Consider the following 23920-nt stretch of genomic DNA (forward strand, 5'->3'; position numbering starts at 1 on the left):
GCCCGGAGCGAAAGAAGTCGACCTCGTTTCGCCCCGGGCCTTGAACTACGCGCCTAGTGCGACGACGCCTTCTCTGCACCGTGGCCGGTGAGTGAGCGCACCTCCATTTCGGCGGCGATACGTGGGTCTTCCTTCACGCTGGAGGTGACAGTTCCGAGCCAGCCGAGCAGGAAGCCGAGCGGGATCGAGACGATACCCGGGTTGTTCAGCGGGAACCAGGCGAAGTCCGCCGTGGGGAACATCGACGTCTCGGCCCCGGAGATCACCGGCGAGAAGATGATCAGAATCAACGCGGACGCGAGCCCGCCGTACATGCTCCACAGGGCACCACGGGTGGTGAACTTGCGCCAGAACAGCGAGTAGAGGATGGTCGGCAGGTTCGCGCTGGCCGCGATGGCGAACGCGAGCGCCACAAGGAACGCGATGTTCTGGCCCTGCACGCCGATGCCGCCGACGATCGCGAGGAGGCCGATGACCACCACCGTAATTCGGGCAACCTTGACCTCGCCGTTCGGAGGGACGGCACCCTTCTTGATCACGTTGGCATAGACGTCGTGAGCGAACGACGTCGCCGCGGTGATGGTGAGTCCGGCAACCACGGCCAGGATGGTCGCGAACGCGACCGCCGAGATGATGCCGAGCAGGATCGACCCGCCGAGCTCAAACGCGAGCAGCGGTGCCGCCGAGTTCACGCCGCCAGGTGCGGCCAGGATGGTGTCCTTGCCGACGAGGTATGCCGCGCCATAGCCGAGCACGAGTGTGAACAGGTAGAAGAGTCCGATGAGCCAGATCGCCCACACGACACTTCGGCGCGCTTCCTTCGCGGTCGGCACCGTGTAGAACCGCATGAGGACGTGGGGGAGGCCGGCTGTTCCCAGCACGAGCGCGAGCGCGAGCGACACGAAATCGAGGCGCGAGGTTCCCGTTGCTCCGTACTGGGCGCCCGGGTTCAGGATGTCTTCTCCAGCAACGGCGACGGCCTCGCCGAGCAGGGCTGACAGGTTGAATCCGTTGAGCGCGAGCACCCAGATGGTCATCACTCCGGCGCCAGCGATCAGCAGCACGGCTTTGATGATCTGCACCCAGGTGGTGCCTTTCATTCCGCCGATGAGCACATAGGCAATCATGATCACGCCGACAACGGCGATGACCACGGACTGCCCGACTCGGTCATTGACTCCGAGGAGCAGCGAAACCAGCCCACCCGCACCGGCCATCTGGGCCAGCAGGTAGAAGAAGCACACCGCGAGGGTTGCGGTCGCAGCCGCAAGCCGAACGGGACGTTCCTTGAGACGGAACGAAAGAACATCCGCCATCGTGAATTTACCCGTGTTGCGAAGCAGCTCAGCGACGAGCAGAAGCGCGACAAGCCAGGCGACGAGAAATCCGATGGAGTAGAGGAATCCGTCGTAGCCGTTCACGGCGATGGCACCACAGATGCCGAGGAACGACGCCGCAGACAGATAGTCGCCTGCGATGGCCGTGCCGTTCTGGCCACCGCTGAACGAGCGACCGGCCGCGTAGAAGTCATTCGCCGTCTTGTTCGTGCGGGAGGCACGGATGACGATGACGAGGGTCACGACGACGAACGCCGCGAAGATGGAAATGTTCAAAATCGGGTCGCCAACAGTCATGCTCGCTCAGCCTCCTCGAGTTGGGCGCGGAACTTCTCGGCTGCCGGATCAAGCTTCCGGTTGGCGAATGAGACGTACCAGGTGGTGATTGCAAAGGTGGTGACGAACTGGCTCAATCCGAGGATCAAACCGATGTTGATATTGCCGATGACCTTCGTCGACATGAACTCGTGCGCGTAATCCGCGAGCAGGACATAGGCGAAATACCAGAGCAGGAAGGCAACAGCGAGTGGAAAGACAAAACTCCTGTGCCTGCGTTTGTGGGCTATGAAATCCGGAGACTCTTCGATCGCGATGTAATCGATCGCCGTCGTCGGGATATGGGTACCCATGTCGTCGTGGGGCATGATCCTCCTCAAGTTCGCGCAACGCTGCGCGGCGCACCACCCTGTGCGCTCGAGCAACCCTAATGGTTTGCCACGCGAGCGATCAAGTGCTGGACGGGGTCTTACTGAGGCACCTTGAAAAAGTCAGGGAACAGCCCGACAGCGAGTGGATAGCCGACGAACGACACGACGTCGAGGAGCAGATGTGCGATCACGAGCGGCATGACCCTGCCCCATCTCCGGTAACACCAGCCGAAAACGATGCCCATGACGACGTTGCCGATGAATGGGCCGATGCCCTGGTACAGGTGGTAGCTGCCGCGAAGGGCGGCAGTGGAGAGGATGATCGTCCAGTCCGAGAAGCCTCGCTCGCGCAGCCGTGTGAACAGGTAGCCCACAACGATGACCTCTTCAACGAGCGCCGCTCGCAGTGCCGAGAAAATGAGGATCGGCACCGTCCACCAATAGGTGTCGAGGGGAGAAGCGGCGATGGGGACCGTGATGCCTATGGCCTTGCCGACCAGATACAGCACGATCCCAGGGATGCCGATCGCGAGAAACAGGACGACGCCCCGAAGCAGATCGCGACGCGGTTGCGCGAATGTGAGCCCAATGCGCGCAGGTCCGCTCATTCGAGCACCCCACAGCAGGTAGAGCGCCAGAGCGACAACGGCGAGTTCGAAGAAGATGCCGAGAAACTGATAGGTGAGGTCGAGCCACTCACGTGAATTACGGGACGGGTTCAGGCTCGCGCTCTGCTCGGACAACGGCGCGTCCGCGGTGAGCCGGGCGATGAGAGAGACCACTGAATAGACGGCAGATGCGCCAAGTGAGAGGGCAAGGACTATCGCAATTTCCCACCATGCGCGCGTCCGGGAGGTTCGAGTCATTGCGCCTCTCTCTTGTGTTCGTGCCCATCATCACCGAAAAATTGCGTGCTTCTTCATCCACACGCATAATTCCTGCGACTTTATTAAGAACGCGCAAATTGCGTTTCCAGTAAGTAACGATTCACTCGACAAATTTGCAGATGGGCCTCACCCTACTTAGGGTTCTTGTTATCCAGCACCGCAGTCGGGGCACAATTCTGTCTGCCGTGCGAACTTGCACAGGAGGAAAATTGAAAAGATCACGCGTAGGCCTCGGTGCCGTCGCGCTGCTGTCTGTTGGCGCATTGGCGCTGACAGGTTGCAGCAGCAGCGGTGGCTCTGAGAACTCTTCGGACGCTAACACTGACGCCATCATCACCACCAACGGCAGCGAGCCGCAGATGTCTCTGCTTCCCGCCAACACCACCGAAACCGGTGGAGGCAAGATCATGACGTCGATTTTCGCCGGTCTCGTTTCGTATGACGCCGAAGGCGCCATCGAGAACGAGGTTGCGAAGTCAATCGAGTCCGAGGATGCCACCAACTGGACGGTCACCCTCGAAGACGGCTGGACCTTCACCAACGGTGAAGAGGTCACGTCGAACTCGTTCGTCGACGCATGGAACTACGCAGTTCTGTACGACAACGCACAGGGTGGTTCGTACTTCTTCGACAACATCGTCGGCTTCAGCGACCTGCAGAACACCAAGGACGACCCGTCCGGTGCGATCGACGAAACGACCGGCAAGCCGGTTCAGGTTGGCGACCCCCTCGCTGAGACCATGTCGGGCCTCAAGGTTGTTGACGACACCACGTTCACCGTCGAACTCGCAAACGCAGAGGCTGACTGGCCGCTGCGACTCGGCTACACGGCGTTCATGCCGCTGCCGAGCGCTGCTTTCGAGGACATGGAAGCATTCGGCGAAAACCCGATCGGCAACGGACCGTACATGCTCGACGGCGAAGGCGCGTGGGTTCACGAGGAAAAGATCGACCTCGTCACCAACCCGGACTACGACGGCGTTCGTAAGCCGGCCAACGGTGGACTCGAGATCATCTTCTACGCAACGCAGGACGCCGCATACGCGGATGTCCTCGGTGGAAACCTCGACGTCCTCGACGCCATCCCGGACTCGGCATTCGAAACCTATGAGAGCGACTTCGGCGACCGTGCTGTCAACCAGCCAGCCGCGATCTTCCAGGGCTTCAACATGCCTTACTACCTCGAGCACTGGAGCGGTGAAGAGGGCAAGCTCCGTCGCGCCGCCATCTCCATGGCTATCAACCGCGAAGAGATCACCGACGTGATCTTCCAGGGCACCCGCACCCCGGCCACCGACTTCACCTCCCCGGTGATCGACGGCTGGACCGACAAGCTCGAAGGCGCAGACGTTCTCGAGTTCAACCCGGACGAAGCCAAGAAGCTGTGGGCTGAAGCAGACGCGATCGCCCCGTACGGCGACACCGTCTTCGACATCGCATACAACTCCGATGGTGGACACCAGGGCTGGGTTGACGCTGTCACCAACAGCATCTCCAACACGCTCGGAATCACCGCGCAGGGCAAGCCGTACCCGACGTTCGCAGCAGCGATCGACGACCGCGACAACGACAAGCTGACCGGTGGAACGCGCGCCGGATGGCAGGCCGACTACCCGTCGCTGTACAACTTCCTCGCTCCGCTGTACCAGACCGGTGCCGGATCGAACTACGAGGACTACTCGAGCGAAGAGTTCGACAACCTCCTCAAGGAAGGTGGACAGGCGGACAACGTCGAAGACGCAACCGCGAAGTACCAGGAAGCACAGGAAGTCCTGCTGAAGGACCTCCCGGCTATCCCGCTGTGGTACTCCAACGTGACCGGTGTCTCGGCTGACACCGTCGACAACGTGGTATTCGGTTGGGACTCCGTTCCGCTGTACCACGAAATCACCAAGGGCTAGGCTCACCGAGCCCAGACCGAAAACGTGAAATGTCCGGGGCGAATTCGCCCCGGACATTTCACTGATTAGACTTCTCCAGTGATTGTGAACTTCATGTACTTTCGACCCGGCGAAACAACCTGATGCTCTGGTACGCAGGCAAACGCATCCTTCAGATGATCCCCGTGTTCTTCGGGGCGACCTTCCTCATCTACTTCATGGTCTTCTCTCTCCCCGGAGATCCCATTGCGGCTCTGTTCGGTGATCGTCCACCCGCTCCGGGCGTGATCGCGCAGATCCGGGCCGAGTACAACCTCGACAAGCCGTTCATCGTGCAGTACTTCCTGTACATCGGCGGACTCTTCCAGGGTGACCTGGGAACCACATACTCGGGCCGTCCAGTCTCCGACGTCATGGCATCCGCTTTCCCCATCACCGCACGCCTGGCGCTCCTCGCGCTGGTCTTCGAAGCCTTCGCGGGAATCCTCGTCGGGCTCATTGCTGGCCTGCGCAAGGGCAAGTGGTTCGACGCAAGCGCGCTCGTCGTCAGCCTCCTGCTCATCTCGGTCCCGACCTTCGTCATCGGATTCGTGCTGCAGTACGTCTTCGGTATCCAACTCGGATGGTTCCGGCCGACGGTAAGCGGTGACGCGCCGTGGAGTGAGCTCGTTCTTCCAGCCATCGTGCTCGCGTCGGTGTCGTTCGCCTACATTGTCCGGCTCACCCGCGCGAGCGTGGCAGACAATCTCAATGCTGATTTTGTCCGCACCGCAACGGCGAAGGGGCTCTCACGGCGTCGCGTCGTCACGGTTCACGTGCTGCGCAACTCGCTCGTACCTGTCGTCACGTACCTCGGTGTCGACCTGGGATCGCTGATGGTCGGCGCGATCGTGACCGAGGGCATTTTCAACATCAACGGTGTTGGTGGAACTGTCTACCGTGCGGTCACGCTCGGCGAAGGTCCGACGGTCGTGTCGTTCATCGCCGTCATGGTGATCGTCTTCGTGGTCGCCAACCTACTCGTCGACCTGCTCTACGCGGCACTTGACCCAAGGATTCGCTATGCCAAATAAGAAATACGCTTCACAGGGTCATTACGTTGCTCCTCTCGAGGACACCCCGGTCGCACCGATCGACAAGCTCGATGAATCGCAGAAGGCACGCAGCACCTGGGCGGACGCCTGGGAGTCGATGCGCCGTCGGCCGACGTTCTGGATCTCGTCGGTTCTCATTGTGCTGATCGTCGTCGTGGCGCTGTTCCCCGGCCTGTTCACCTCGGTCTCGCCTGACAAAAACTGTCTCCTCGCCAACAGCAACGGCGGAGGGGAACCCGGACACCCACTCGGCTTCACCCGCCAGGGCTGTGACGTATACGCACGCCTGATCTTCGGTACACAGGCGTCTGTCACCGTTGGGTTGCTCGCAACACTTCTCGTCACCATTGTCGGCATTGTGATTGGCGCTCTCGCCGGTTACTACGGAGGCCTCCTTGATTCACTGGTCTCCCGCCTCGGTGACATCTTCTTCGCCATCCCGACCGTCCTCGGCGCAATTGTGCTGATGAGCGTCCTTCCGAGCCGCACGCCTGTTACTGTCGCGCTCGTCCTGTCGATTTTCGCCTGGCCACAGATCGCGCGCATCATGCGTGGTGCCGTGCTGAGCGCGAAAAACTCGGACTACGTGATGGCGTCAGTCGCACTCGGTGTCTCAAGGTTCAAGATTCTTCTGCGGCACGTGGTCCCGAACGCCATCGCTCCGGTCATCGTCATCGCGACGGTGTCGCTCGGAACGTTCATCGTCGCGGAATCGACACTCTCGTTCCTGGGTATCGGCCTCCCGCCGAGCGTCATGTCCTGGGGTAACGACATCGGCCAGGCGCGTACCTCCATTCGCACCAGCCCGCAGACGCTGCTCTACCCGGCAGCTGCCCTTTCACTTACTGTGCTCTCGTTCCTCATGCTTGGCGATGTCGTCCGTGATGCACTCGACCCGAAGGCGAGGGCACGTCGATGAGCCTCCCCATAGTTGACGCTGTCAACGAACAGTACGATTCCTCCACCGAGCCGCTTCTTCAGATCCGCGACCTCGAGGTCGGGTTCCAGACGCAGCGCGGCATTGTCCCCGCTGTCCGCGGTGTCGATCTCACGCTGTACCCGGGTCAGACCCTGGCCATCGTCGGAGAGTCCGGATCAGGAAAGTCAACGACCGCCCAGTCGATCATTGACCTCCTGCCCGGCACAGGCAAGGTCACAGGAGGACAGATCCTCTTCGAAGGCCGCGACCTCACGACGCTGTCAGCCCGCGAGATCCAGGAGGTCCGCGGAAACCTCATCGGATACGTCCCGCAGGACCCGATGTCGAACCTCAACCCGGTGTGGAGCATCGGCTTCCAGGTGGAAGAGGCCATCAAGGCCAACAACATCGCCCAGGGCAAAGAGGCGCGCCTCCGCACCATCCAGGTGCTCCAGGAAGCGGGGCTCAGCGACGCTGGGGACCGCCTCAAGCAGTTCCCGCACCAGTTCTCGGGCGGAATGCGTCAGCGTGTGCTCATCGGAATCGGCCTGTCCAGCCGGCCGAAGCTGCTCATCGCCGACGAGCCGACAAGCGCACTCGACGTGACAGTTCAGCGCCAGATCCTCGATCACCTCGCGACGCTGACCCGGGACTACGGCACGAGCGTGCTCTTCATCACCCACGACCTCGGTCTCGCTGCCGAGCGTGCCGAGCAGCTCGTCGTGATGTACCAGGGCAAGGTCGTCGAGTCCGGGCCGTCGCAGGAAATCCTCGCAAACCCGCAGCACCCGTACACCCAGCGACTCGTCGCAGCGGCTCCGAGCCTCGCATCGCGTCGAATCCAGGCGGTCAAGCAAAATGACTCGGCAGACACCGAGATCTTCGCGAAGGGCGCCATCGACACCACGCTTCTCGAGCGTGCGGCCGAGCGCGAGCACGCAGCTCCCGCGAAGGACCTCATCTCGGTTCGCAACGTGTCCAAGGTCTACCGCATCCGCAAGCAGGGCTTCAGGACTGACGAGCTCAAAGCCGTCAACGACGTGTCGTTCGGCGTGCAAAAGGGAACGACGACGGCGATTGTCGGCGAGTCGGGATCCGGTAAGTCAACGGTCGCCAAGCTGCTGCTCCAGCTTGAGAGCATCACGAGCGGCACGATCGAATTCGACGGCCAGGACATCGCGGGTCTCCGCGGGTCCGAACTGCTCAAGTTCCGTCGTCGCGTGCAGCCCGTGTTCCAGGACCCGTACGGCTCACTCGACCCGCAGTACAGCGTCGGCAACACCATCGCCGAGCCGCTTCTCGCACACAAGGTGGGTTCCGCTCGTGAGCGCCAGACCCGCGTGCTTGAGTTGCTCGACCAGGTGTCGCTCCCGGCGTCAACCCGCTACCGCTACCCGAGTGAGCTCTCGGGAGGGCAGCGCCAGCGCATCGCTATCGCACGGGCACTCGCGCTCAAGCCCGATGTACTCGTTCTCGATGAGGCGGTGTCTGCACTCGACGTTCTCGTCCAGGGCCAGATCCTCAACCTGCTCACCGAGCTGCAGACCGAGCTTGGCCTGACCTACCTTTTCATCACCCACGACCTCGCTGTCGTGCGGCTCGTTGCAGACAACGTCTGCGTGATGCGGAAAGGCCAGATCATCGAGGCCGCGACAACGGATGAGGTCTTCGACAACCCACGCGAGACCTACACGCAGGATCTGCTCGCCGCCATCCCCGGAGGAAACTTCGAGTTCGGCCGCTAAACAGTCACGACCACCGGGAGCACCGGTGCGGCATTCGCGCGAGACCTTTGGTCGACCGTGTGCGCCGCACAGGTGCTCCTGTGCGTTGCGGGGTCGCTGACGCGCTCCGAACGCCAACAGAGGCTGCGTCGGAGCTTTCAAGCGACGGATGCCACGTGGCCGGGCAAGTCGGAAACTCTCGGTCCGGTTCTCCGTCGGTATCTCGTCGCTAGCGGTGCGCGGCAGCGCAAGCGCGGCTTCTCGAGGCAACCTAAGCAACAGTTCGGGGTGTGCCTGCGCTCACGCTGATGGTCCGTTCCGTCGGCGCACTCTGAGGGAAGCCTGTGCGGGCTCAAGCGAACGAAGCACCGAGTGCGGTAGGATATCCTGTTGGGTCGGATTCTGGCCCGCATCTGTACATCTCCCGTCGCGCTCAACGTACTCGCGACATCTCTTTTTGTAAGGAATCTTTTCATGGCGCTTGCTTCGCGCGACGACCTCCGAAACGTAGCCATTGTTGCTCACGTTGACCACGGCAAGACCACGCTGGTTGACGCCATGCTCCGTCAGACGGACTCGTTCGCCGAGCACTCACACCTTGAAGAACGCGCCATGGACTCGAATGAGCTCGAGCGCGAAAAGGGCATCACGATCCTCGCGAAGAACACAGCGGTTTCGTACAAGGGCAAGCACGCCACCAACGGACCCATCACTGTCAACGTCATCGACACCCCGGGCCACGCCGACTTCGGTGGAGAGGTCGAGCGCGGCCTGTCCATGGTCGACGGAGTTGTCCTCCTGGTCGACGCGAGCGAGGGCCCGCTCCCGCAGACCCGCTTCGTGCTCCGCAAGGCACTCGAAGCCAAGCTGCCCGTCATCCTTCTCGTCAACAAGACGGACCGTCCCGACGCTCGCATCGACGAGGTTGTTGCCGAAAGCCAGGACCTGCTCCTCGGCCTCGCCAGCGACATGGCAGACGACGTTCCCGACCTCGACCTCGACGCCGTCCTCGACGTTCCCGTCGTCTACGCATCGGGCCGTAACGGTGCCGCGAGCTGGAACAAGCCCGAGAACGGAACGTTGCCTGACAACGATGACCTCGAGCCGCTGTTCGACGCCATCATCAAGCACATTCCTGCTCCGGTCTACGACGACGAGCACCCCCTCCAGGCGCACGTGACCAACCTCGACGCGTCTCCTTTCCTCGGTCGCCTCGCGCTTCTTCGCGTGTTCCAGGGCACGATCAAGAAGGGCGAGACGGTCGCCTGGGTCAAGTACGACGGCTCGGTCCACAACGTGCGCGTCACCGAGCTGTTCATCACGAAGGCTCTCGACCGTTACCCGGCTGAAAGCGGCCGCCCAGGCGACATCGTCGTAGTCGCCGGTTTCCCCGACATCACCATCGGTGAGACGCTCGCTGACCCCAACGATGTTCGCCCGCTCCCGACCATCACGGTCGACGAGCCGGCCATCTCGATGACCATCGGAACCAACACCTCTCCGCTCGTCGGCAAGGTTAAGGGCCACAAGCTCACCGCGCGTATGGTCAAGGACCGCCTCGACCGCGAACTGGTCGGTAACGTTTCCCTCCGTGTGATCGACATCGGATCTCCCGACAAGTGGGAAGTTCAGGGCCGAGGCGAACTCGCCCTGTCGATCCTCGTCGAGCAGATGCGACGTGAGGGCTTCGAGCTCACCGTTGGCAAGCCCCAGGTTGTGACCAAAAAGGTAGACGGAAAGACGCACGAGCCGTTCGAGCACCTCACCATCGACGTTCCCGAGGAATACCTCGGCGCGATCACTCAGCTCCTCGCAGCGCGCAAGGGCCGCATGGACAACATGGCGAACCACGGCACAGGCTGGGTCCGCATGGAGTTCATCATTCCGTCGCGTGGACTGATCGGATTCCGAACCGAGTTCATGACCATCACCCGCGGTACCGGAATCGCGAACGCGATCTCGCATGGCTACGACGAGTGGGCTGGCCCCATCGTGACCCGTAATAACGGATCGATCGTCGCTGACCGCTCCGGCGTTGTTACCCCGTTCGCCATCATCGCTCTCCAGGAGCGGATGACGTTCTTCGTCAACCCGACCGAAGAGGTCTACGAGGGCATGGTCATCGGCGAAAACTCGCGTAACGATGACATGGACGTCAACATCACCAAGGAAAAGAAACTGACCAACATGCGTCAGTCCACCTCGGACACCTTTGAGTCGATGACGCCGTCACGTCAGCTGTCGCTCGAGGAGTGCCTCGAGTTCGCGCGTGAAGACGAGTGCGTCGAGGTCACCCCGGCGATTGTTCGTATCCGCAAGGTCGAGCTGGACGCCAACGCTCGCGCTCGCGCGACGAGCCGTCTGAAGAAGCAGAACGAGTAACAGCTCCGCTCTTTCATGAAGCGCTCGGGACCCTTCGGTTCCGAGCGCTTCGTTGTTTGCCGATAACCTGTGACCCATGTCACGCGCGCGAACCGACCCGGTCACCGCATGCGCCCCGTGCAGAATGGAGGCCGTCCGATGACCGGGCGCTCCGGACGCGCGAGCACACCGGTGCAGGTCGCGACACGACAGGGGATCGCGGTCGGGATCGCCACGGCCGCCTACGGCGTCTCGTTTGGTGCTCTCGCTGTCGCGGCTGGACTCGACATCTGGCAAACCTGTGTTCTGAGTCTCCTCATGTTCACCGGCGGCTCCCAGTTCGCCCTTGTTGGGGTGCTGGCGACGGGGGGAGTCTCCGCCGGGCCCGCGGCGATCACCAGTGCCATTCTGCTTGGCTCCCGAAACGCCGCATACGGAATGCGCATGAAACCGATCGTCGGTGGAAACGGCTGGATGCGCGACATTGCAGCCGCGTGGCTCACCATCGACGAGTCAACGGCCGTTGCGCTTGCCCAGAAGGACCTCGCCGCTCGGCGTCGCGGGTTTTGGGTGACGGGTCTCGTCGTTTTCATCGGCTGGAACCTCACGACCGTTCTCGGTGCGCTCATCGGGGACCTGCTCGGAGACACTCGGGCGTACGGGCTGGACGCCGCGGCCGCGGCCGCGTTCCTCGGCCTGCTCTGGCCCAGGCTCCGGAGTCGCCAGACGATCGCCGTCGCGAGTGCCGCCGCCGTGCTTGCCGCTGCCCTGACACCGGTGGTCGCGCCTGGCGTGCCTGTGATTGCGGCTGCGCTCGTCGCCGTTGTCTTCGGTGCGACCAATTGGCTCGGCGTTCGCGGCGCATCGCCAAGGGGGAACACGTCGTGACCATGTGGCAGATCATCCTCCTTGCGTCGATCGCCTGTGCCGCGATCAAACTCGCCGGTTACGCCGTGCCCCCGCACTGGCTCGAAAAGCCGACGGCTGCCCGAACGGCCGACCTGCTCACCGTCGCGCTTCTCGCGGCCCTGATCGCCGTGCAGACCCTGGGAGCCGGGCAACAACTCGTGCTCGACGCTCGGGTGCCCGCGCTCGTCGTTGCTGCCGGCCTTTACTGGCTCCGGGTCCCGTTCCTCGTCGTCGTTATCGCCGCTGCGCTTGTCGCCGCCGCGCTCCGGGCGACGACAGGCATGGGGTAACCTCCAAGGTGGCGTCCCACCCGGTCCAGATGGCCCGAGGCACTGGCAGTTCGCACACAGCGGTCCACCCGCTCTGCTCGGTACACTGAGGCAGTGAGCGGATACGACGACAGCCAGATGAATGACAACAAATTCCTGTCGACCGAACCGCACCCGACCGGAACCACTAGTGCCAGTGCTGCGCCCGCTGCGCAGACGCAGCAGTCATCGACGCGCAGCCGCGCAATCAGCTGCATCCTCGCCCTGATTGTCGGTGCTGTCTTTGGTGCCGTTGGCACTGTGGCACACCAGTCAACGCTCAACGTCGGAATGCTGCGACTGCCCCTCGGCCTTCCGCTCGCGCTGCTCGGGGTCGCCGCTCTCCTTCTCGGATTTCGTCTGCTGCTCCGCGATCGGCTCGTCGTGCTCCTCGCCGCCATCGGCATTGTCGCTGTCATTGCACTGTTCTCGCTGCCCAGTCCCGGAGGTGCTGTCCTGATCCCGCAGGGGCTCGCCGGCATCCTCTGGACCATCGGCCCCGTCCTCATCGCCACGGTCGTTGTCGCATGGCCGCGGTTGCCCGAGCGCGCCCAAGCGCCCGAGTCGGCCGTCGGTCGGGCGTAGACTAAACGAAGCCGTCTTTCGAAGGGAACCCACCAACTGTGACCTATGTCATCGCCCTCCCGTGCGTGGATGTCAAAGACCGCGCGTGCATCGATGAGTGCCCCGTCGACTGCATTTACGAGGGTGAACGTTCGCTCTATATTCACCCGGACGAGTGCGTGGACTGTGGAGCCTGCGAACCCGTTTGCCCGGTCGAGGCCATCTACTACGAGGATGATCTCCCGGAGGAATGGGCCGACTACTACAAGGCCAACGTCGAATTCTTCACCGAGGTCGGATCGCCAGGCGGCGCAGCGAAGGTTGGCGTCATCAAGTACGACCACCCGGTGATCGCGGCGTTGCCGCCGCAGGCCGGCGTCTGAGGCGTGGCGCTCCAGCCCCTCCCGGACTATCCGTGGGATGCCATGGTGCCGTTTGCGACGCGTGCTCGCCAGCATCCCGACGGAATCGTCGACCTCTCCATCGGCTCACCTGTCGACGCGACGCCCGATGTTGTTCGGGACGCCCTGTCGAGCGCAACAGACGCCCACGCGTACCCGACGACCGCTGGAACTCCTGCCCTCGGCGAGGCAATAGCCTCGTGGTTCGCGAGGCGCAGGGGAGTGCCTGGTCTCACAACCCGCAACGTTCTTCCGACGATCGGGTCGAAGGAGCTCGTCGCGCTTCTGCCGTTCATGCTCGGCATCGGTAACGGCGACGTCATCGTGCACCCGCGCGCCGCGTATCCCACTTACGCCATCGGTGCGGCCATGTGCGGTGCAACAGCCGTTGCATCCGATGACCCCGACGAATGGCCAGTCGGAACCAAACTGATCTGGTTGAACTCGCCAGGCAACCCCGACGGCAACGTTCTCGACGTCGAATACCTCCGTCGAAGCGTCGCTCGAGCGCGCGAGCTCGGAGCACTCATCGTCAACGACGAGTGTTACGCCGAGCTGGGGTGGGCTGGCCAGTGGGCGGAAGCCCCGATTCCGTCGATCCTCGATCCCCGAGTGACCGACGGCGATGTAAACGGAATCCTGGCTATCTATTCGCTCAGCAAGCAGTCGAACATGGCCGGATACCGCGCCGCATTCGCCGCGGGCTGCTCGGCCACGCTTGCGCGACTGACGACCGTGCGCAAGCATGCCGGGCTGATGTTGCCCGCACCGCTTCAGACCGCGATGATTGCAGCCCTGGCAGACGACGAACACGTGGAAGCGCAGAAAGCGCGGTACGCCGCGCGGCGCGCGCTGCTGCTGCCTGCCCTCCAGAAAGCAGGGTTCACGCTGGATCGTTCGGAGGCGGGACTTTACCTCTGGGTGACAGAGGGACGCGACGCGTGGGAGTCGATTGGGCGTCTCGCCGACCTCGGCATCCTCGCCGGCCCAGGAACCTTCTACGGCGACTTTTACCCCCAGCACATTCGGTTATCCCTCACGGCAACAGACGAGAGGATCTCCGCTGCGGCGGATCGTCTCTCGTCCGTCGCCGTTGGAGAATAACTCCAAGCCAGATGGTTCAGCGTTGGCCGATGCGGTAGTTGGTCGCTGAGCCGATTAGGCTGTATCCGGACCGGCCGCCGCGACCACTCATTTCGCGGGGCAGGAACGCCGCACAATCACCTGGAACAACCAGTACAAGGAGGCGCCGTGGGCGACGTCGAGCAGGAGCCAAGCGAAGTGACAGAGAAAGCTACCCTGACTTACCCGGGCGGAACGGCAGAGTTTCCGATCCTCAAGGCCAGCCAGGGCGCATCGAGTCTTGACGTTTCAACGCTGACGCGCCAGTCGGGGCTTACCACTCTGGACTACGGGTTCGTGAACACGGCCGCAACCAAATCGGCGATCACCTACATCGATGGTGACCAGGGGATCCTGCGTTACCGCGGATACCCGATCGAGCAGCTGGCCGCATCGTCGACCTACCTCGAGGTTGCCTGGCTTCTCATCTACGGCGAAATGCCGACGGCTGACCAGCTCGGTGAGTTCGACGAAAAGATTCGCCGCCACACCCTGCTTCACGAAGACCTCAAGCACTTCTTCTCCGCGCTGCCGCACACGGCCCACCCGATGGCCGTCATCTCGAGCGCCCTCTCTGCCCTGTCCACCTACTACGAGTCCGCCGCTGACCCGCGTGACCCGGAGCAGGTTGAGCTCACGACGATTCGCCTGCTCGCTAAGCTTCCGGTCATCGCCGGTTACGCACACAAGAAGGCCACGGGCCAGGCGTTCCTCTACCCGGACAACAGCCTGAGCTTTGTCGACAACTTCCTGCGTCTCAACTTCGGCAACATGGCTGAGCCGTACGAAATCGACCCAGTTCTTTCCAAGGCCCTCGACCGACTGCTCATTCTGCACGCGGACCACGAGCAGAACGCGTCAACATCGACGGTTCGACTCGTCGGATCAACCGGTGCGAACCTTTACGCCTCGGTCTCCGCGGGTATCAACGCTCTGTCCGGCCCGCTGCACGGTGGCGCCAACGAAGCCGTGCTCGAAATGCTCGGCCGCATCCGCGACTCGGGTGAGGGTGTTGCCAAGTTCGTCGAGCGGGTGAAGAACAAAGAAGAGGGTGTCAAGCTCATGGGCTTCGGACACCGCGTATACAAGAACTACGACCCTCGCGCGAAGATCGTCAAGGAGAGCGCGGACGAGGTGCTCGCCCAGCTTGGAATCAGCGACCCGCTGCTCGACCTCGCCAAGGAACTCGAGCAGATCGCCCTCGAAGACGACTACTTCAAGGAACGTCGCCTGTACCCGAACGTCGACTTCTACACCGGTGTCATCTACAAGGCCATGGGCTTCCCCACGCGCATGTTCACCGTGTTGTTCGCCATCGGGCGCCTGCCCGGCTGGGTGGCGCACTGGCGTGAGATGAACGAGGACCCGCAGACGAAGATCGGCCGCCCGCAGCAGCTGTACACGGGCTCAGCCGCCCGCGACCTGCCGCAGCGCTGAGTTCAGAGACGAAGCCCCACCGACCCTCGTCGGTGGGGCTTCGTCGTTCCTGAGGCGTCAGGGGGTCAGGGTCAGGACGTCCGTTGCCGCTTGCCGAATGGCATCCGGTGTGAAATGCCATGAACGGGTTTTGTGGTCCCGCCAGAGTTCGGTCTGATCCACGTATGTCGGAGCGAATGCGTGACCTGATGCGCCGGCCAGGTTCACCCAGGTGGATGCGTCAGGGTCGGCGAGGTCGATAACCTGCCGCATCGACGGCACCCAGTCGACCGCGTAGCCGGCTGGCGCGTACCATCCGTTGGCGTTCACGACGGAGGAGCCGCCGGCGACTTCGTATGGGCCGCGGTTGAACAGCCACTCGATCGGGGCGATCCCTGACTCACCGAAGCTGGCGTTGCGCAGCGTCAGCGTGTGCAGTTCACCCCAGGTCCATTTTTGCGGGTCGTCGCCCATGAGGTTGACCGCTTCCGTCCATGCGGAGCTCAGCGCCGCCGTGAGGGCCTCGTCGCGGTTGCGGATGTCACCGTCGGCGCTCGTCCACCACGAGGAGTTGGGTTCGGCGAGCACATTACTGACAGTTTGGAACCACTGGGCGCCTCCAGACGGGGGGAGGGATTCGGGTAACTGGGGCGCGAAGGTGTTCTCAAGGAGCGCACGCCAGAAGATGTTGAAGTACGCACTCTGCGCGCTGTTTGCGTCGTCGGCGAAGTCCCAGCCGTCGAGAAGAATCTTGCCGTTCCTCGCGTTGCCAGCAGGGGTGAGTTCGGCGAGGTAGGGGGCCATGACCTCAGCCAGAGCGTTGTGGTTGTCCGCCTGAATGTTGCTCATGGTCTCGGAAGTGATGGGTGTTCCGGCGTCGACCAGGGTGCGAAGGCGATCCTCGATGCGGTTCGCGCGGTAGCCGGCGTCCCAGTCCCGGGTGATGAGGTGCGGATAGTTCGAGTCGACCACGGCGTTGTTGGCCGTGACGATGTATCCGGTCGCCGGATTGACCTGCGACGGCAGAGCGTCAAATGGGATGTAGCCCCGCCAGCCGGACGCGCTTGTCCAGCCAGGCTGTGGAACAGTTCCGTCTCCTGACGCCCGAATTGGAATGAGTCCGGGCGCCTGGTAACCGATGTTGCCGTCAACGTCGGCATAGATGAGGTTCTGCGACGGAACCTCGAACAGCTTCGCCGCCTCCCGGAAACTCTGCCAGTCCGTCGCCGCGTTCACGGCGAAGATCGCGCCGGATGTGCGCCCGGGAGTGAGCGCAGTCCACTGCAGCGACAGCTCATACGCGCCCTCGGGAAGTCCGCTGGTGGCCGGATAGTCGTTGGCGATGTCGGTGAACTGCCCGGTCAGGTTGGTGACGAGCGGCCCGCGTTCGGTCGACCGAATTTTGATGGGGACGTCCTCGCCTCCGGCGACCTTGACGACCTCTTCCCGAATGGTCAGCGGTCGGAGCGTGCCATCGAGCTCATAGTTTCCGTCTGCCACTTTCTCGAGGTAGAGATCTGCGGTGTCCGGGCCCAGGTTCGTGAAACCCCAGGCGACCCGGGCGTTGTGACCGATGATGATGCCTGGCAGGCCCGAGAAGGTGAAGCCGGCAACGTCGAATGGGCATTCCACCGACACCGTCGAGCAACGCAGGCCCATCTGGTACCACACGGACGGCAGTGATGGGCCGAGGTGCGGGTCGTTGGCGAGCAGGGGTTTGCCCGATCCGGTGAGGCTGCCAGAGACCACCCATGAGTTCGACCCGATGTCGCTCCCCGCGCGACCGAGAAGCGTGGGCATGGACGACATCAGCTCTTTCAGAGCGACAAGCGAATCGAGGGATGCCTGTGCTCCCGGTTCGGTTTCGACCGGGGGTTGCCCGAATGGCGTGGCATCGGCCGACAGTACTGTGGGATTGTCGTCGTATGGATATGGCGGGTAGAGATCGGCCAGTTGCTCCGGCGTGACGGCGGTGGAGAGAATGGTGCGCTCGATTTCGTCTTCGAGGTTCGAGCGAAGGTCCCATGCCATTGCCTTGAGCCACGCCACCGAGTCAGCTGGCGTCCACTTCTCCGGCTCGTAGCCTGGGTTCTGCAGACCGAGCACCGCGTACTCAAGCGAGAGCGCAGCGCCGGACCGTTCGGCCAGGTACGCGTTCACGCCGTCGGCATACGCCTGATACCAGCTCAGGGTGAGCGGGTCGAGCAGTTCGACCTCCTGCTCAGCGACCTTCCGCCAGCCAAGAGTTCGAACGAAAGTGTCAGTGCCGACCTGGGACTCACCGAATAACTCGGCCAGGCGTCCGCTCGTCACGTGCCGCCGAAAGTCCATTTCCCAGAACCGGTCCTGCGCGTGCACAAAACCCTGCGCCTGAAACAGGTCGGTGGCTGAGTCGGCCTCGATCATGGGAATGCCGGCGGCGTCGCGCGACACGGTTACCTCGTTTTCGAGACCGGGTACCGAAAGCTCGCCGCTCAGCTGTGGGAACGATCGCTGAACCGTGAAAGCGACGAGCCCGCCGGCGACGAGCACCAGGACCACGAGAACGCCAACAGCGCTGAGCAGGACGGTGAACCAGCGCGATCGCGGCGCTCGGGGGGTCCTCGGAACCACATCACTCCTTTGTGAAAACGGCGGGTCGTGCGGCCTGGTGTCAGGCGTGCAACGCTTCGTTGAGTTGGATCCCCGCGCCTGTGCGGTTCAACACCTCGACGGCTCCGGTGAGGGAGTTGCGTCTGAAGAGCAAGTTTGGCACGCCGGAGAGCTCGACAGCCTTCACCGTCTGCGGAGCGCCGTCCGCGGTTTTCGCACCACCGACCACGGTGACCTTCGTGCCAGCCGTGACGTACAGCCCTGCCTCCACAACCGAGTCGTCCCCGATGGAGATCCCGATGCCGGAGTTCGCTCCGAGGAGTGCACGCTGTCCGATCGTGACGCGCTGGGTTCCTCCTCCGGAGAGTGTTCCCATGATCGATGCTCCACCGCCAATGTCAGAGCCGTCACCGACGACGACTCCCTGCGAAATGCGGCCCTCAACCATCGAAGCGCCGAGGGTTCCGGCGTTGAAGTTCACGAACCCCTCGTGCATCACCGTTGTGCCCGGAGCGAGGTGTGCGCCGAGCCGCACGCGTGACGCGTCGGCGATACGAACCTTGGGTGGGGTGACGTAGTCGAGGAGCCGAGGGAATTTGTCGATGCCGGTCGCCGAGATGCCCGCTCGGGAGAGTGAGGGGCGGAGCGTGTCAAAAGCAGTTGGGCTCACCGCGCCAGCGTTGGTCCAGACGACGATCGGCAGGTGCCCGAAGATGCCATCGAGGTTGATGGTGTTCGGTGCGACCAGGAGGTGGGAGAGCAGGTGCAGGCGCAGGTACGCGTCCGGGGTGTCCTTCGGCGCTGCCTGCAGTTCGATCTCCACGGTGACGATGTCGATCCGCACGTTCCGTCGTTCGTCAGTGCCGGCGAGGGCCTCGATCGAGGCCGGTGCGATCCAGCGTTCGCGGCCGGCGGGGATCGCGCCGAGCTGCGGCTCCGGGTACCAGGTGTCGAGAACTGTGCCGTCGGCGGCGATTGTGGCGAGGCCGTAGCCCCAGGCGTGCGTGGCAGAAAGAGCGGAGTCGGTCATGGTTCCAAGGCTAGCGAACGGTTCGACGGTGTGACGCCGGTCGGCAGCGGCCGCGACCATAGACTGAAACCATGCCGGAATCGCCAACGACCCTGCCCGAACTCGATCTGACCGCGTCGAGCATCGACCTCACGAAGACGATCTGCGACATCGAGTCCGTCTCGGGCAACGAAGCACCGCTCGCTGACGCGATCGAACGTGCGCTGGGCGACTACCAGCACCTCGACGTGCTTCGGGTCGGGAACACGGTTGTCGCACGAACCTCCGGCGGGAAGCCCCAGCGCGCAATCATCGCTGGCCACATCGACACCGTCCCGGTGAACAACAACCTGCCTACCCGATTCGAAACAATCGACGGCCGCGACTACCTCTGGGGTCGCGGGACGGCAGACATGAAGAGCGGCGTTGCCGTGCAGCTGAAGCTCGCTGCCGAGCTCGCCGATCCCACCATTGACGTGACCTGGATGTGGTACGACGGCGAAGAGGTGGCCAGCGACAAGAACGGACTCGGCATCCTGGCCGCAGCCCGACCCGACCTCTTCGTCGGAGACTTCGCCATTCTCGGTGAGCCGACCCGAAGCGACATCGAGGGCGGCTGTAACGGCACAGTACGCATCGACGTGGTGACCCGCGGACTTCGGGCCCACTCCGCACGAAGCTGGGTTGGAAAGAACGCCATTCACGGGATCGCTCCCGTCCTCAACATCCTCGCGGCGTATCTCCCGGCCTCCGTCGAGGTCGATGGGCTTGTCTACCGTGAGGGCCTCAACGCTGTCGGGATCTCTGGTGGAATCGCCGGCAATGTCATTCCTGACGAGTGCCGCGTGCACATCAACTACCGCTTCGCCCCTAACCGGTCGGCGGCTGAGGCTGTCGAGTACCTGCGCGAGCTGTTCACCGGTTTCGAGATCGACGTGGTCGACGCGGCCGACGGCGCGCGACCCGGACTCGACGCCCCGATCGCTCAGGAGTTCACGCGGGCCGTCGGGGGAGAGGCGCTGCCCAAGTACGGCTGGACAGACGTCGCCCGGTTCTCGGCTCTCGGCATTCCAGCGGTGAACTACGGCCCCGGCGACCCGCTGACCGCGCACGCCGACGACGAACGCGTCGCCCTCGATGAGATCGTGGCGTGCGAGAACGGATTGCGCACCTGGCTGACCGGTGCGCTTGCCTGACCTCTGGCACCGGCTGGGTTGGTGGGGCCGTGTCCTCGTTATCGCCGCAGCCGGCCGGCTGATCACTACGGCTCTTCTCCTGGCGTTCGCGAACGCGCAACCGGCGAACGCGTGGACGGGAGCGTCGCCGTCGTACCCGGACTTCGCGTCGATGTGGGACGGCCGGTGGTATCAGATCGTCGCATTCGCCGGGTATCCCAGCGAGCTCCCGCTCACGGCTGACGGGCACGTCGGCGAGAACGCCTGGGCGTTCATGCCCGTGTATCCGGCCGTCGTGCGAGTTCTGATGGGACTCACCGGCCTCGACTGGGCGGTAGCGGCTGTGATTGTTTCTGTGCTGGCGACCTTGGCGGCCACCCTCGTGTTCTATCGGCTGATGTTGCTCGTGCTCGACGAATCGACGGCGCTGTTCAGTGTCGTGCTGTTCTCCGTCGCTCCGCTGTCGCCGATCCTTCAGGTGGCGTACGCCGAGTCGCTGAACCTGCTGCTTTTGGCCAGCGCCCTCTACCTCGTGCTCACTCGGCGCTACCTGGCGGCGTTGCCCGTCGTCACCGTGATGTGTTTCACCCGGCCGTCAGGTCTTGCGTTCTCTCTGTTCCTCGTCCTCCACGTTCTCGTGCGCTGGATTCGTCGTGGGTCGACGGGGGACAGCGTGCGCGACATCGTTCCTCCTTTCGCCCTCGCCGTCGCCAGCGGACTGTTCGGTTTGGCCTGGCCGGCGATTGCGTGGGGCGTCACCGGCTCACTGACGGCGTACACCGACACCGAGCTGGCCTGGCGAAGCGCATACATCGGACACGGCCACCTTGTTCCGTTCGCGCCGTGGTACCAGGGGCTGAGTTGGTGGGCGACACACGGTCTCGGACTGCCGGGTTCCGCCTGGTGGGGCATCCTCGGTGTCGCAGTGCTCGTTGCGCTGGCCACCCTCGGCCTGCTGTCCCGCCCGGCGCGGCGGCTCGGCGTCGACCTCCGGCTCTGGCTTGCCAGCTACCTCATCTATCTGCTCGCCGTATTTTTTCCGCAGTCGAGCACCTTCCGGCTCCTCGTTCCGCTGTTCCCTGCGGCAGGCGCTTTCGCCGTTCCGCGGTCGCGGGCCTATCGAATCGGGATCGTGCTGGCGTCCATCGCCGCGCAGGTGTGGTGGATTTCCATCGCCTGGCGTGTCGACGGTTACGACTGGACACCGCCATAAATCGCCCCAATTCGGGTCATTGTGACGACCGATTTCCTTCGTCCGCCGTCGGTAGCGGATAATAGGGAGGACAAAGCAACGAAAGGGGAGCCGAATGGCAGCGATGAAGCCGAGGACTGGCGACGGGCCAATGGAGGCCGTAAAGGAGGGTCGGTTGATCATCGTGCGGGTTCCGCTCGAAGGCGGCGGGCGCCTGGTTGTCTCAGTCAACGACGCCGAAGCTCGAGAACTTCACGATGCACTGGCCGGAGTCGTCGCAGCCAGCTAACCGAGTTTTCTCAGAAGAGCGGATGTTCGTGGTCATTGACCACAGGCATCCGCTCTTCTTTTTAGAACCGGTCAGGCAAGTTTCGTGATCTGCAGCAGTCCGTCACCGACGGGGGAGAGGGCGCTCACAACGGCGTTCGACGAGGCGAGCTCCTGCACGAGGAGTCGGAACGCGCTCGTCACATCGTCACGCTGGGCCGGGTCTGCGACCTTGCCCTTCCAGAGCGCGTGGGGAACGAGGACCGTTCCGCCGGTACGGGCGAGGCGGAGTCCGTGCTCGACGTTCTCGATCACCTGGCTCGGGTCAGCGTCGACGAAGACGATGTCGTACGAGTTCTCGTTCATGCGGGTGAGCACGTCGAGCGAGCGGCCGGTGATCAGGCGCACCCGGTTCGGGGCGATGCGCGCGTCGGAGAACATTTGCCGCGCGTAACCCTGGTGCTCGGCCTCTGAGTCGATGGTGGTGAGCACCGATCGCTGTGACGGCGAGAGCAACCACAGTCCGGAGAGGGCGGCACCCGTGCCGATCTCGACGATGTTCACCGCTGCGGTGGTCGCCGCAATGACAGCGGCCTGCGCTCCCATGGCCGGTGAGATCGGTTCGATGCCGAGTTCGAGTGACTGCGCACGCGCCTTCTGGATCGAATCAGACTCGGTGACGATGTAGTCGGCGTATTTCCAGTTCGAATCTTGTTCAGACACTTCAGCTCCCGGTGGTGGTTCGACCCAACGATATCGGAGCGGTTCCGCGCCATTTGTCAGGCGCGGCGCGATAGTGTGAACTCGTGTTCTTTGGCCTCACTTTCGAGAAGCTCCTCATCATCGGGGTGATAGCTGTCTTCCTGCTTGGCCCCGAACGTCTTCCCGTCTACGCCGCACAGCTCGCGCGCCTCATTCGATCGCTCCGCGACATGGCTCAGGGCGCCAAAGAACGGATGCGCGACGAGATGGGTCCCGAGTTCGACGAGGTCGACTGGAAAAAGCTCGATCCGCGACAGTACGACCCTCGCCGCATCATCCGCGAGGCACTGCTCGACGACTCACCTCCCGAACCGGTGATCGCGCCACCGAGCTTCGACAAGACGGCACGGGCAGACGCGCAGTCGACACTCGACGCGGATGACGATGTGGTCTGGCAGAAACCCCGCCTGAGCACAGCAGCCGATCGGCAGCGCAAAATCCTCGATGGGGAACCGGTGACGGCGCCCCCATTCGATCTTGAGGCCACCTAACAGGAATCACGGCAGTCCGCACACCTGTTTCACGAATCCGTAGAGTGCAGCCCGCGTGGCGTCGTCCACGGCGAACCGGTACGCGCCCGTGACACCGTCGACGTCGACGGTCAGCACCAGAACAGTGCCGATCTTGTCTTCGGCGATCGCGTGAGAGTCACAGCGGGCTGGGCGGATTCGCAGGTTCACCTCGTGAACAGCGGATGCCGCATCCATCGTCACCGAGAGCGGCCAGCTGTCGGATCCGTCCTCGGGGGCGAGAAGCGGAGTCGACGCAACGCTTCTGATGAGAACGCTCCCGTTCGCCCCGGTTGGGGTGAAACGGAGCGGAATCACGGCGACAGCGTTCGCACCTGAACCGTCGATCGTGAGCGGACCGGCGGTGTCGAGGGTCAGCACCCGATCCACTCGGACCGTGATGCACTCGGTGTCGTGCAGGCGGGGGAGCGTGCCGAGCGGGTCGGATGGCGTCACAGTGGCCGGATCGCCTGAGCCCAGGGTGACCGAGAGTGTCGGGGCGTCCGACGGCTCGATGGTGTTTCCGCAGGCGACATCGGGCACCGTTGTGCGGAGGTCGACGGTGCGGCCGGCGGTGACCTCGGTGGGTTTCGGCCAGGCAGCTGGGGCGGCGAAGCCGGGCCAGCTCAGTGTGGCGTTCGAGACGGTGATGCTCTCGGAGCCTTCGTTGATGACCCGGAGCACGAGCGTTCCGCTCGAATAGTCGGTGCGCGCCTGTGTGACCTCGAACCGAACGGTGTCAGGCGAAGCGGTCGGCGTCGGGAGTGCAAGTGCGGAACAGCCGACCGCTGTCGTGGCCAGCACAGCGCTGATCAGCCCGATCAGGACCGTTCGCCGCCGCATCA

The 23920-nt window shown here is 63.4% G+C and carries 22 protein-coding genes; 15 read left to right on the forward strand and 7 right to left on the reverse strand.

Features of this window, described 5'->3' with window-relative positions; all coding sequences use genetic code 11:
- Positions 1-53: 53 nt before the first annotated feature.
- From D9V28_RS02215 to D9V28_RS02225, 3 genes are all read right to left on the reverse strand, one after another.
- On the reverse strand, positions 54-1634 hold the full coding sequence (locus D9V28_RS02215) for a solute symporter family protein (RefSeq protein WP_121658075.1): 1581 nt from the start codon (positions 1632-1634) through the stop codon (positions 54-56).
- Positions 1631-1981, reverse strand: coding sequence for a DUF485 domain-containing protein (locus D9V28_RS02220; RefSeq protein ID WP_229727683.1), 351 nt, complete (start codon positions 1979-1981; stop codon positions 1631-1633). The genes D9V28_RS02215 and D9V28_RS02220 overlap by 4 nt, the downstream gene beginning before the upstream one ends.
- A gap of 101 nt (positions 1982-2082) precedes the next feature.
- Positions 2083-2850 carry a CPBP family intramembrane glutamic endopeptidase gene (locus D9V28_RS02225; RefSeq protein ID WP_121658076.1) on the reverse strand — a complete coding sequence of 256 codons (768 nt, stop codon included), beginning with the start codon at positions 2848-2850 and terminating at the stop codon, positions 2083-2085.
- A 230-nt stretch (positions 2851-3080) separates the two neighbouring features.
- Here D9V28_RS02225 and D9V28_RS02230 point away from each other — a divergent pair, with 230 nt between their 5' ends.
- The 11 genes from D9V28_RS02230 (at position 3081) to D9V28_RS02280 (ending at position 15590) form a co-directional block, all read left to right on the forward strand.
- Positions 3081-4772 (forward strand): peptide ABC transporter substrate-binding protein, encoded by a 1692-nt coding sequence (locus tag D9V28_RS02230; protein ID WP_121658077.1) that lies wholly within the window; start codon positions 3081-3083, stop codon positions 4770-4772.
- 122 nt (positions 4773-4894) lie between these two features.
- Positions 4895-5824: an ABC transporter permease gene (locus D9V28_RS02235; RefSeq protein ID WP_121658078.1), complete on the forward strand. Its 930-nt coding sequence runs from the start codon at positions 4895-4897 to the stop codon at positions 5822-5824.
- Positions 5814-6764 carry an ABC transporter permease gene (locus tag D9V28_RS02240; protein WP_121658079.1) on the forward strand — a complete coding sequence of 317 codons (951 nt, stop codon included), beginning with the start codon at positions 5814-5816 and terminating at the stop codon, positions 6762-6764. The genes D9V28_RS02235 and D9V28_RS02240 overlap by 11 nt, the downstream gene beginning before the upstream one ends.
- Entirely contained in the window at positions 6761-8509 is a 1749-nt protein-coding gene (locus D9V28_RS02245; protein ID WP_121658080.1) for a dipeptide ABC transporter ATP-binding protein, read from the forward strand. Before D9V28_RS02240 ends, D9V28_RS02245 begins: the two co-directional genes overlap by 4 nt.
- Positions 8510-8962: 453 nt before the next feature.
- Positions 8963-10870: a translational GTPase TypA gene (gene typA, locus D9V28_RS02250; protein ID WP_121658081.1), complete on the forward strand. Its 1908-nt coding sequence runs from the start codon at positions 8963-8965 to the stop codon at positions 10868-10870.
- A gap of 138 nt (positions 10871-11008) precedes the next feature.
- Positions 11009-11737 carry an AzlC family ABC transporter permease gene (locus tag D9V28_RS02255; RefSeq protein ID WP_121658082.1) on the forward strand — a complete coding sequence of 243 codons (729 nt, stop codon included), beginning with the start codon at positions 11009-11011 and terminating at the stop codon, positions 11735-11737.
- Positions 11734-12048, forward strand: coding sequence for an AzlD domain-containing protein (locus D9V28_RS02260; protein ID WP_121658083.1), 315 nt, complete (start codon positions 11734-11736; stop codon positions 12046-12048). Before D9V28_RS02255 ends, D9V28_RS02260 begins: the two co-directional genes overlap by 4 nt.
- Positions 12049-12141: 93 nt before the next feature.
- Entirely contained in the window at positions 12142-12651 is a 510-nt protein-coding gene (locus D9V28_RS02265; protein ID WP_229727684.1) for a DUF6113 family protein, read from the forward strand.
- 38 nt (positions 12652-12689) lie between these two features.
- The gene (fdxA, locus tag D9V28_RS02270) at positions 12690-13013 is read left to right on the forward strand and encodes a ferredoxin (RefSeq protein WP_121658084.1); all 324 of its coding nucleotides are present in this window, start codon (positions 12690-12692) and stop codon (positions 13011-13013) included.
- A gap of 3 nt (positions 13014-13016) precedes the next feature.
- Entirely contained in the window at positions 13017-14135 is a 1119-nt protein-coding gene (gene dapC / locus D9V28_RS02275) for a succinyldiaminopimelate transaminase (protein ID WP_121658085.1), read from the forward strand.
- Positions 14136-14282: 147 nt separating this feature from the next.
- On the forward strand, positions 14283-15590 hold the full coding sequence (locus tag D9V28_RS02280; protein ID WP_371869982.1) for a citrate synthase: 1308 nt from the start codon (positions 14283-14285) through the stop codon (positions 15588-15590).
- 57 nt (positions 15591-15647) lie between these two features.
- Here the strand turns inward: D9V28_RS02280 and D9V28_RS02285 are convergent, their stop codons facing one another.
- Together D9V28_RS02285 and dapD are read right to left on the reverse strand one after the other, a co-directional pair.
- Positions 15648-18182: a penicillin acylase family protein gene (locus D9V28_RS02285; RefSeq protein WP_183086403.1), complete on the reverse strand. Its 2535-nt coding sequence runs from the start codon at positions 18180-18182 to the stop codon at positions 15648-15650.
- A 40-nt stretch (positions 18183-18222) separates the two neighbouring features.
- Entirely contained in the window at positions 18223-19191 is a 969-nt protein-coding gene (gene dapD / locus D9V28_RS02290) for a 2,3,4,5-tetrahydropyridine-2,6-dicarboxylate N-succinyltransferase (protein WP_121658855.1), read from the reverse strand.
- Positions 19192-19262: 71 nt separating this feature from the next.
- On the opposite strand from dapD, the gene dapE reads away from it, so the two are divergent.
- From dapE to D9V28_RS02305, 3 genes are all read left to right on the forward strand, one after another.
- Complete coding sequence (dapE, locus tag D9V28_RS02295) at positions 19263-20366, forward strand: succinyl-diaminopimelate desuccinylase (protein WP_121658086.1); 1104 nt, start codon at positions 19263-19265, stop codon at positions 20364-20366.
- On the forward strand, positions 20353-21558 hold the full coding sequence (locus tag D9V28_RS02300; protein WP_371869983.1) for a hypothetical protein: 1206 nt from the start codon (positions 20353-20355) through the stop codon (positions 21556-21558). Before dapE ends, D9V28_RS02300 begins: the two co-directional genes overlap by 14 nt.
- Before the next feature lie 94 nt (positions 21559-21652).
- Complete coding sequence (locus tag D9V28_RS02305) at positions 21653-21826, forward strand: DUF3117 domain-containing protein (RefSeq protein WP_121658087.1); 174 nt, start codon at positions 21653-21655, stop codon at positions 21824-21826.
- Positions 21827-21897: 71 nt separating this feature from the next.
- Here D9V28_RS02305 and D9V28_RS02310 read toward each other — a convergent pair whose 3' ends face one another.
- Entirely contained in the window at positions 21898-22527 is a 630-nt protein-coding gene (locus tag D9V28_RS02310) for an O-methyltransferase (protein WP_121658088.1), read from the reverse strand.
- 83 nt (positions 22528-22610) lie between these two features.
- On the opposite strand from D9V28_RS02310, the gene D9V28_RS02315 reads away from it, so the two are divergent.
- A complete protein-coding gene (locus D9V28_RS02315; protein WP_121658089.1) occupies positions 22611-23057 on the forward strand; it encodes a twin-arginine translocase TatA/TatE family subunit in 447 nt (148 codons plus the stop codon).
- Positions 23058-23063: 6 nt separating this feature from the next.
- Here the strand turns inward: D9V28_RS02315 and D9V28_RS02320 are convergent, their stop codons facing one another.
- Complete coding sequence (locus D9V28_RS02320; RefSeq protein ID WP_121658090.1) at positions 23064-23918, reverse strand: hypothetical protein; 855 nt, start codon at positions 23916-23918, stop codon at positions 23064-23066.
- Positions 23919-23920: the final 2 nt, after the last annotated feature.

Origin of the sequence: Mycetocola zhadangensis, from assembly GCF_003668565.1 — a bacterium.
Taxonomy (GTDB): Bacteria; Actinomycetota; Actinomycetes; order Actinomycetales; family Microbacteriaceae; genus Mycetocola_A; species Mycetocola_A zhadangensis.

What these genes read in the sequence shown, in the direction of transcription:
- D9V28_RS02215 (WP_121658075.1), bottom strand. Translation starts at nt 1,634, where the DNA reads ATGACTGTTGGCGACCCGATTTTGAACATTTCCATCTTCGCGGCGTTC.
- D9V28_RS02220 (WP_229727683.1), bottom strand. Translation starts at nt 1,981, where the DNA reads ATGCCCCACGACGACATGGGTACCCATATCCCGACGACGGCGATCGAT.
- D9V28_RS02225 (WP_121658076.1), bottom strand. Translation starts at nt 2,850, where the DNA reads ATGACTCGAACCTCCCGGACGCGCGCATGGTGGGAAATTGCGATAGTC.
- D9V28_RS02235 (WP_121658078.1), top strand. Translation starts at nt 4,895, where the DNA reads ATGCTCTGGTACGCAGGCAAACGCATCCTTCAGATGATCCCCGTGTTC.
- D9V28_RS02240 (WP_121658079.1), top strand. Translation starts at nt 5,814, where the DNA reads ATGCCAAATAAGAAATACGCTTCACAGGGTCATTACGTTGCTCCTCTC.
- D9V28_RS02245 (WP_121658080.1), top strand. Translation starts at nt 6,761, where the DNA reads ATGAGCCTCCCCATAGTTGACGCTGTCAACGAACAGTACGATTCCTCC.
- typA (WP_121658081.1), top strand. Translation starts at nt 8,963, where the DNA reads ATGGCGCTTGCTTCGCGCGACGACCTCCGAAACGTAGCCATTGTTGCT.
- D9V28_RS02255 (WP_121658082.1), top strand. Translation starts at nt 11,009, where the DNA reads ATGACCGGGCGCTCCGGACGCGCGAGCACACCGGTGCAGGTCGCGACA.
- dapD (WP_121658855.1), bottom strand. Translation starts at nt 19,191, where the DNA reads ATGACCGACTCCGCTCTTTCTGCCACGCACGCCTGGGGCTACGGCCTC.
- dapE (WP_121658086.1), top strand. Translation starts at nt 19,263, where the DNA reads ATGCCGGAATCGCCAACGACCCTGCCCGAACTCGATCTGACCGCGTCG.
- D9V28_RS02305 (WP_121658087.1), top strand. Translation starts at nt 21,653, where the DNA reads ATGGCAGCGATGAAGCCGAGGACTGGCGACGGGCCAATGGAGGCCGTA.
- D9V28_RS02320 (WP_121658090.1), bottom strand. Translation starts at nt 23,918, where the DNA reads ATGCGGCGGCGAACGGTCCTGATCGGGCTGATCAGCGCTGTGCTGGCC.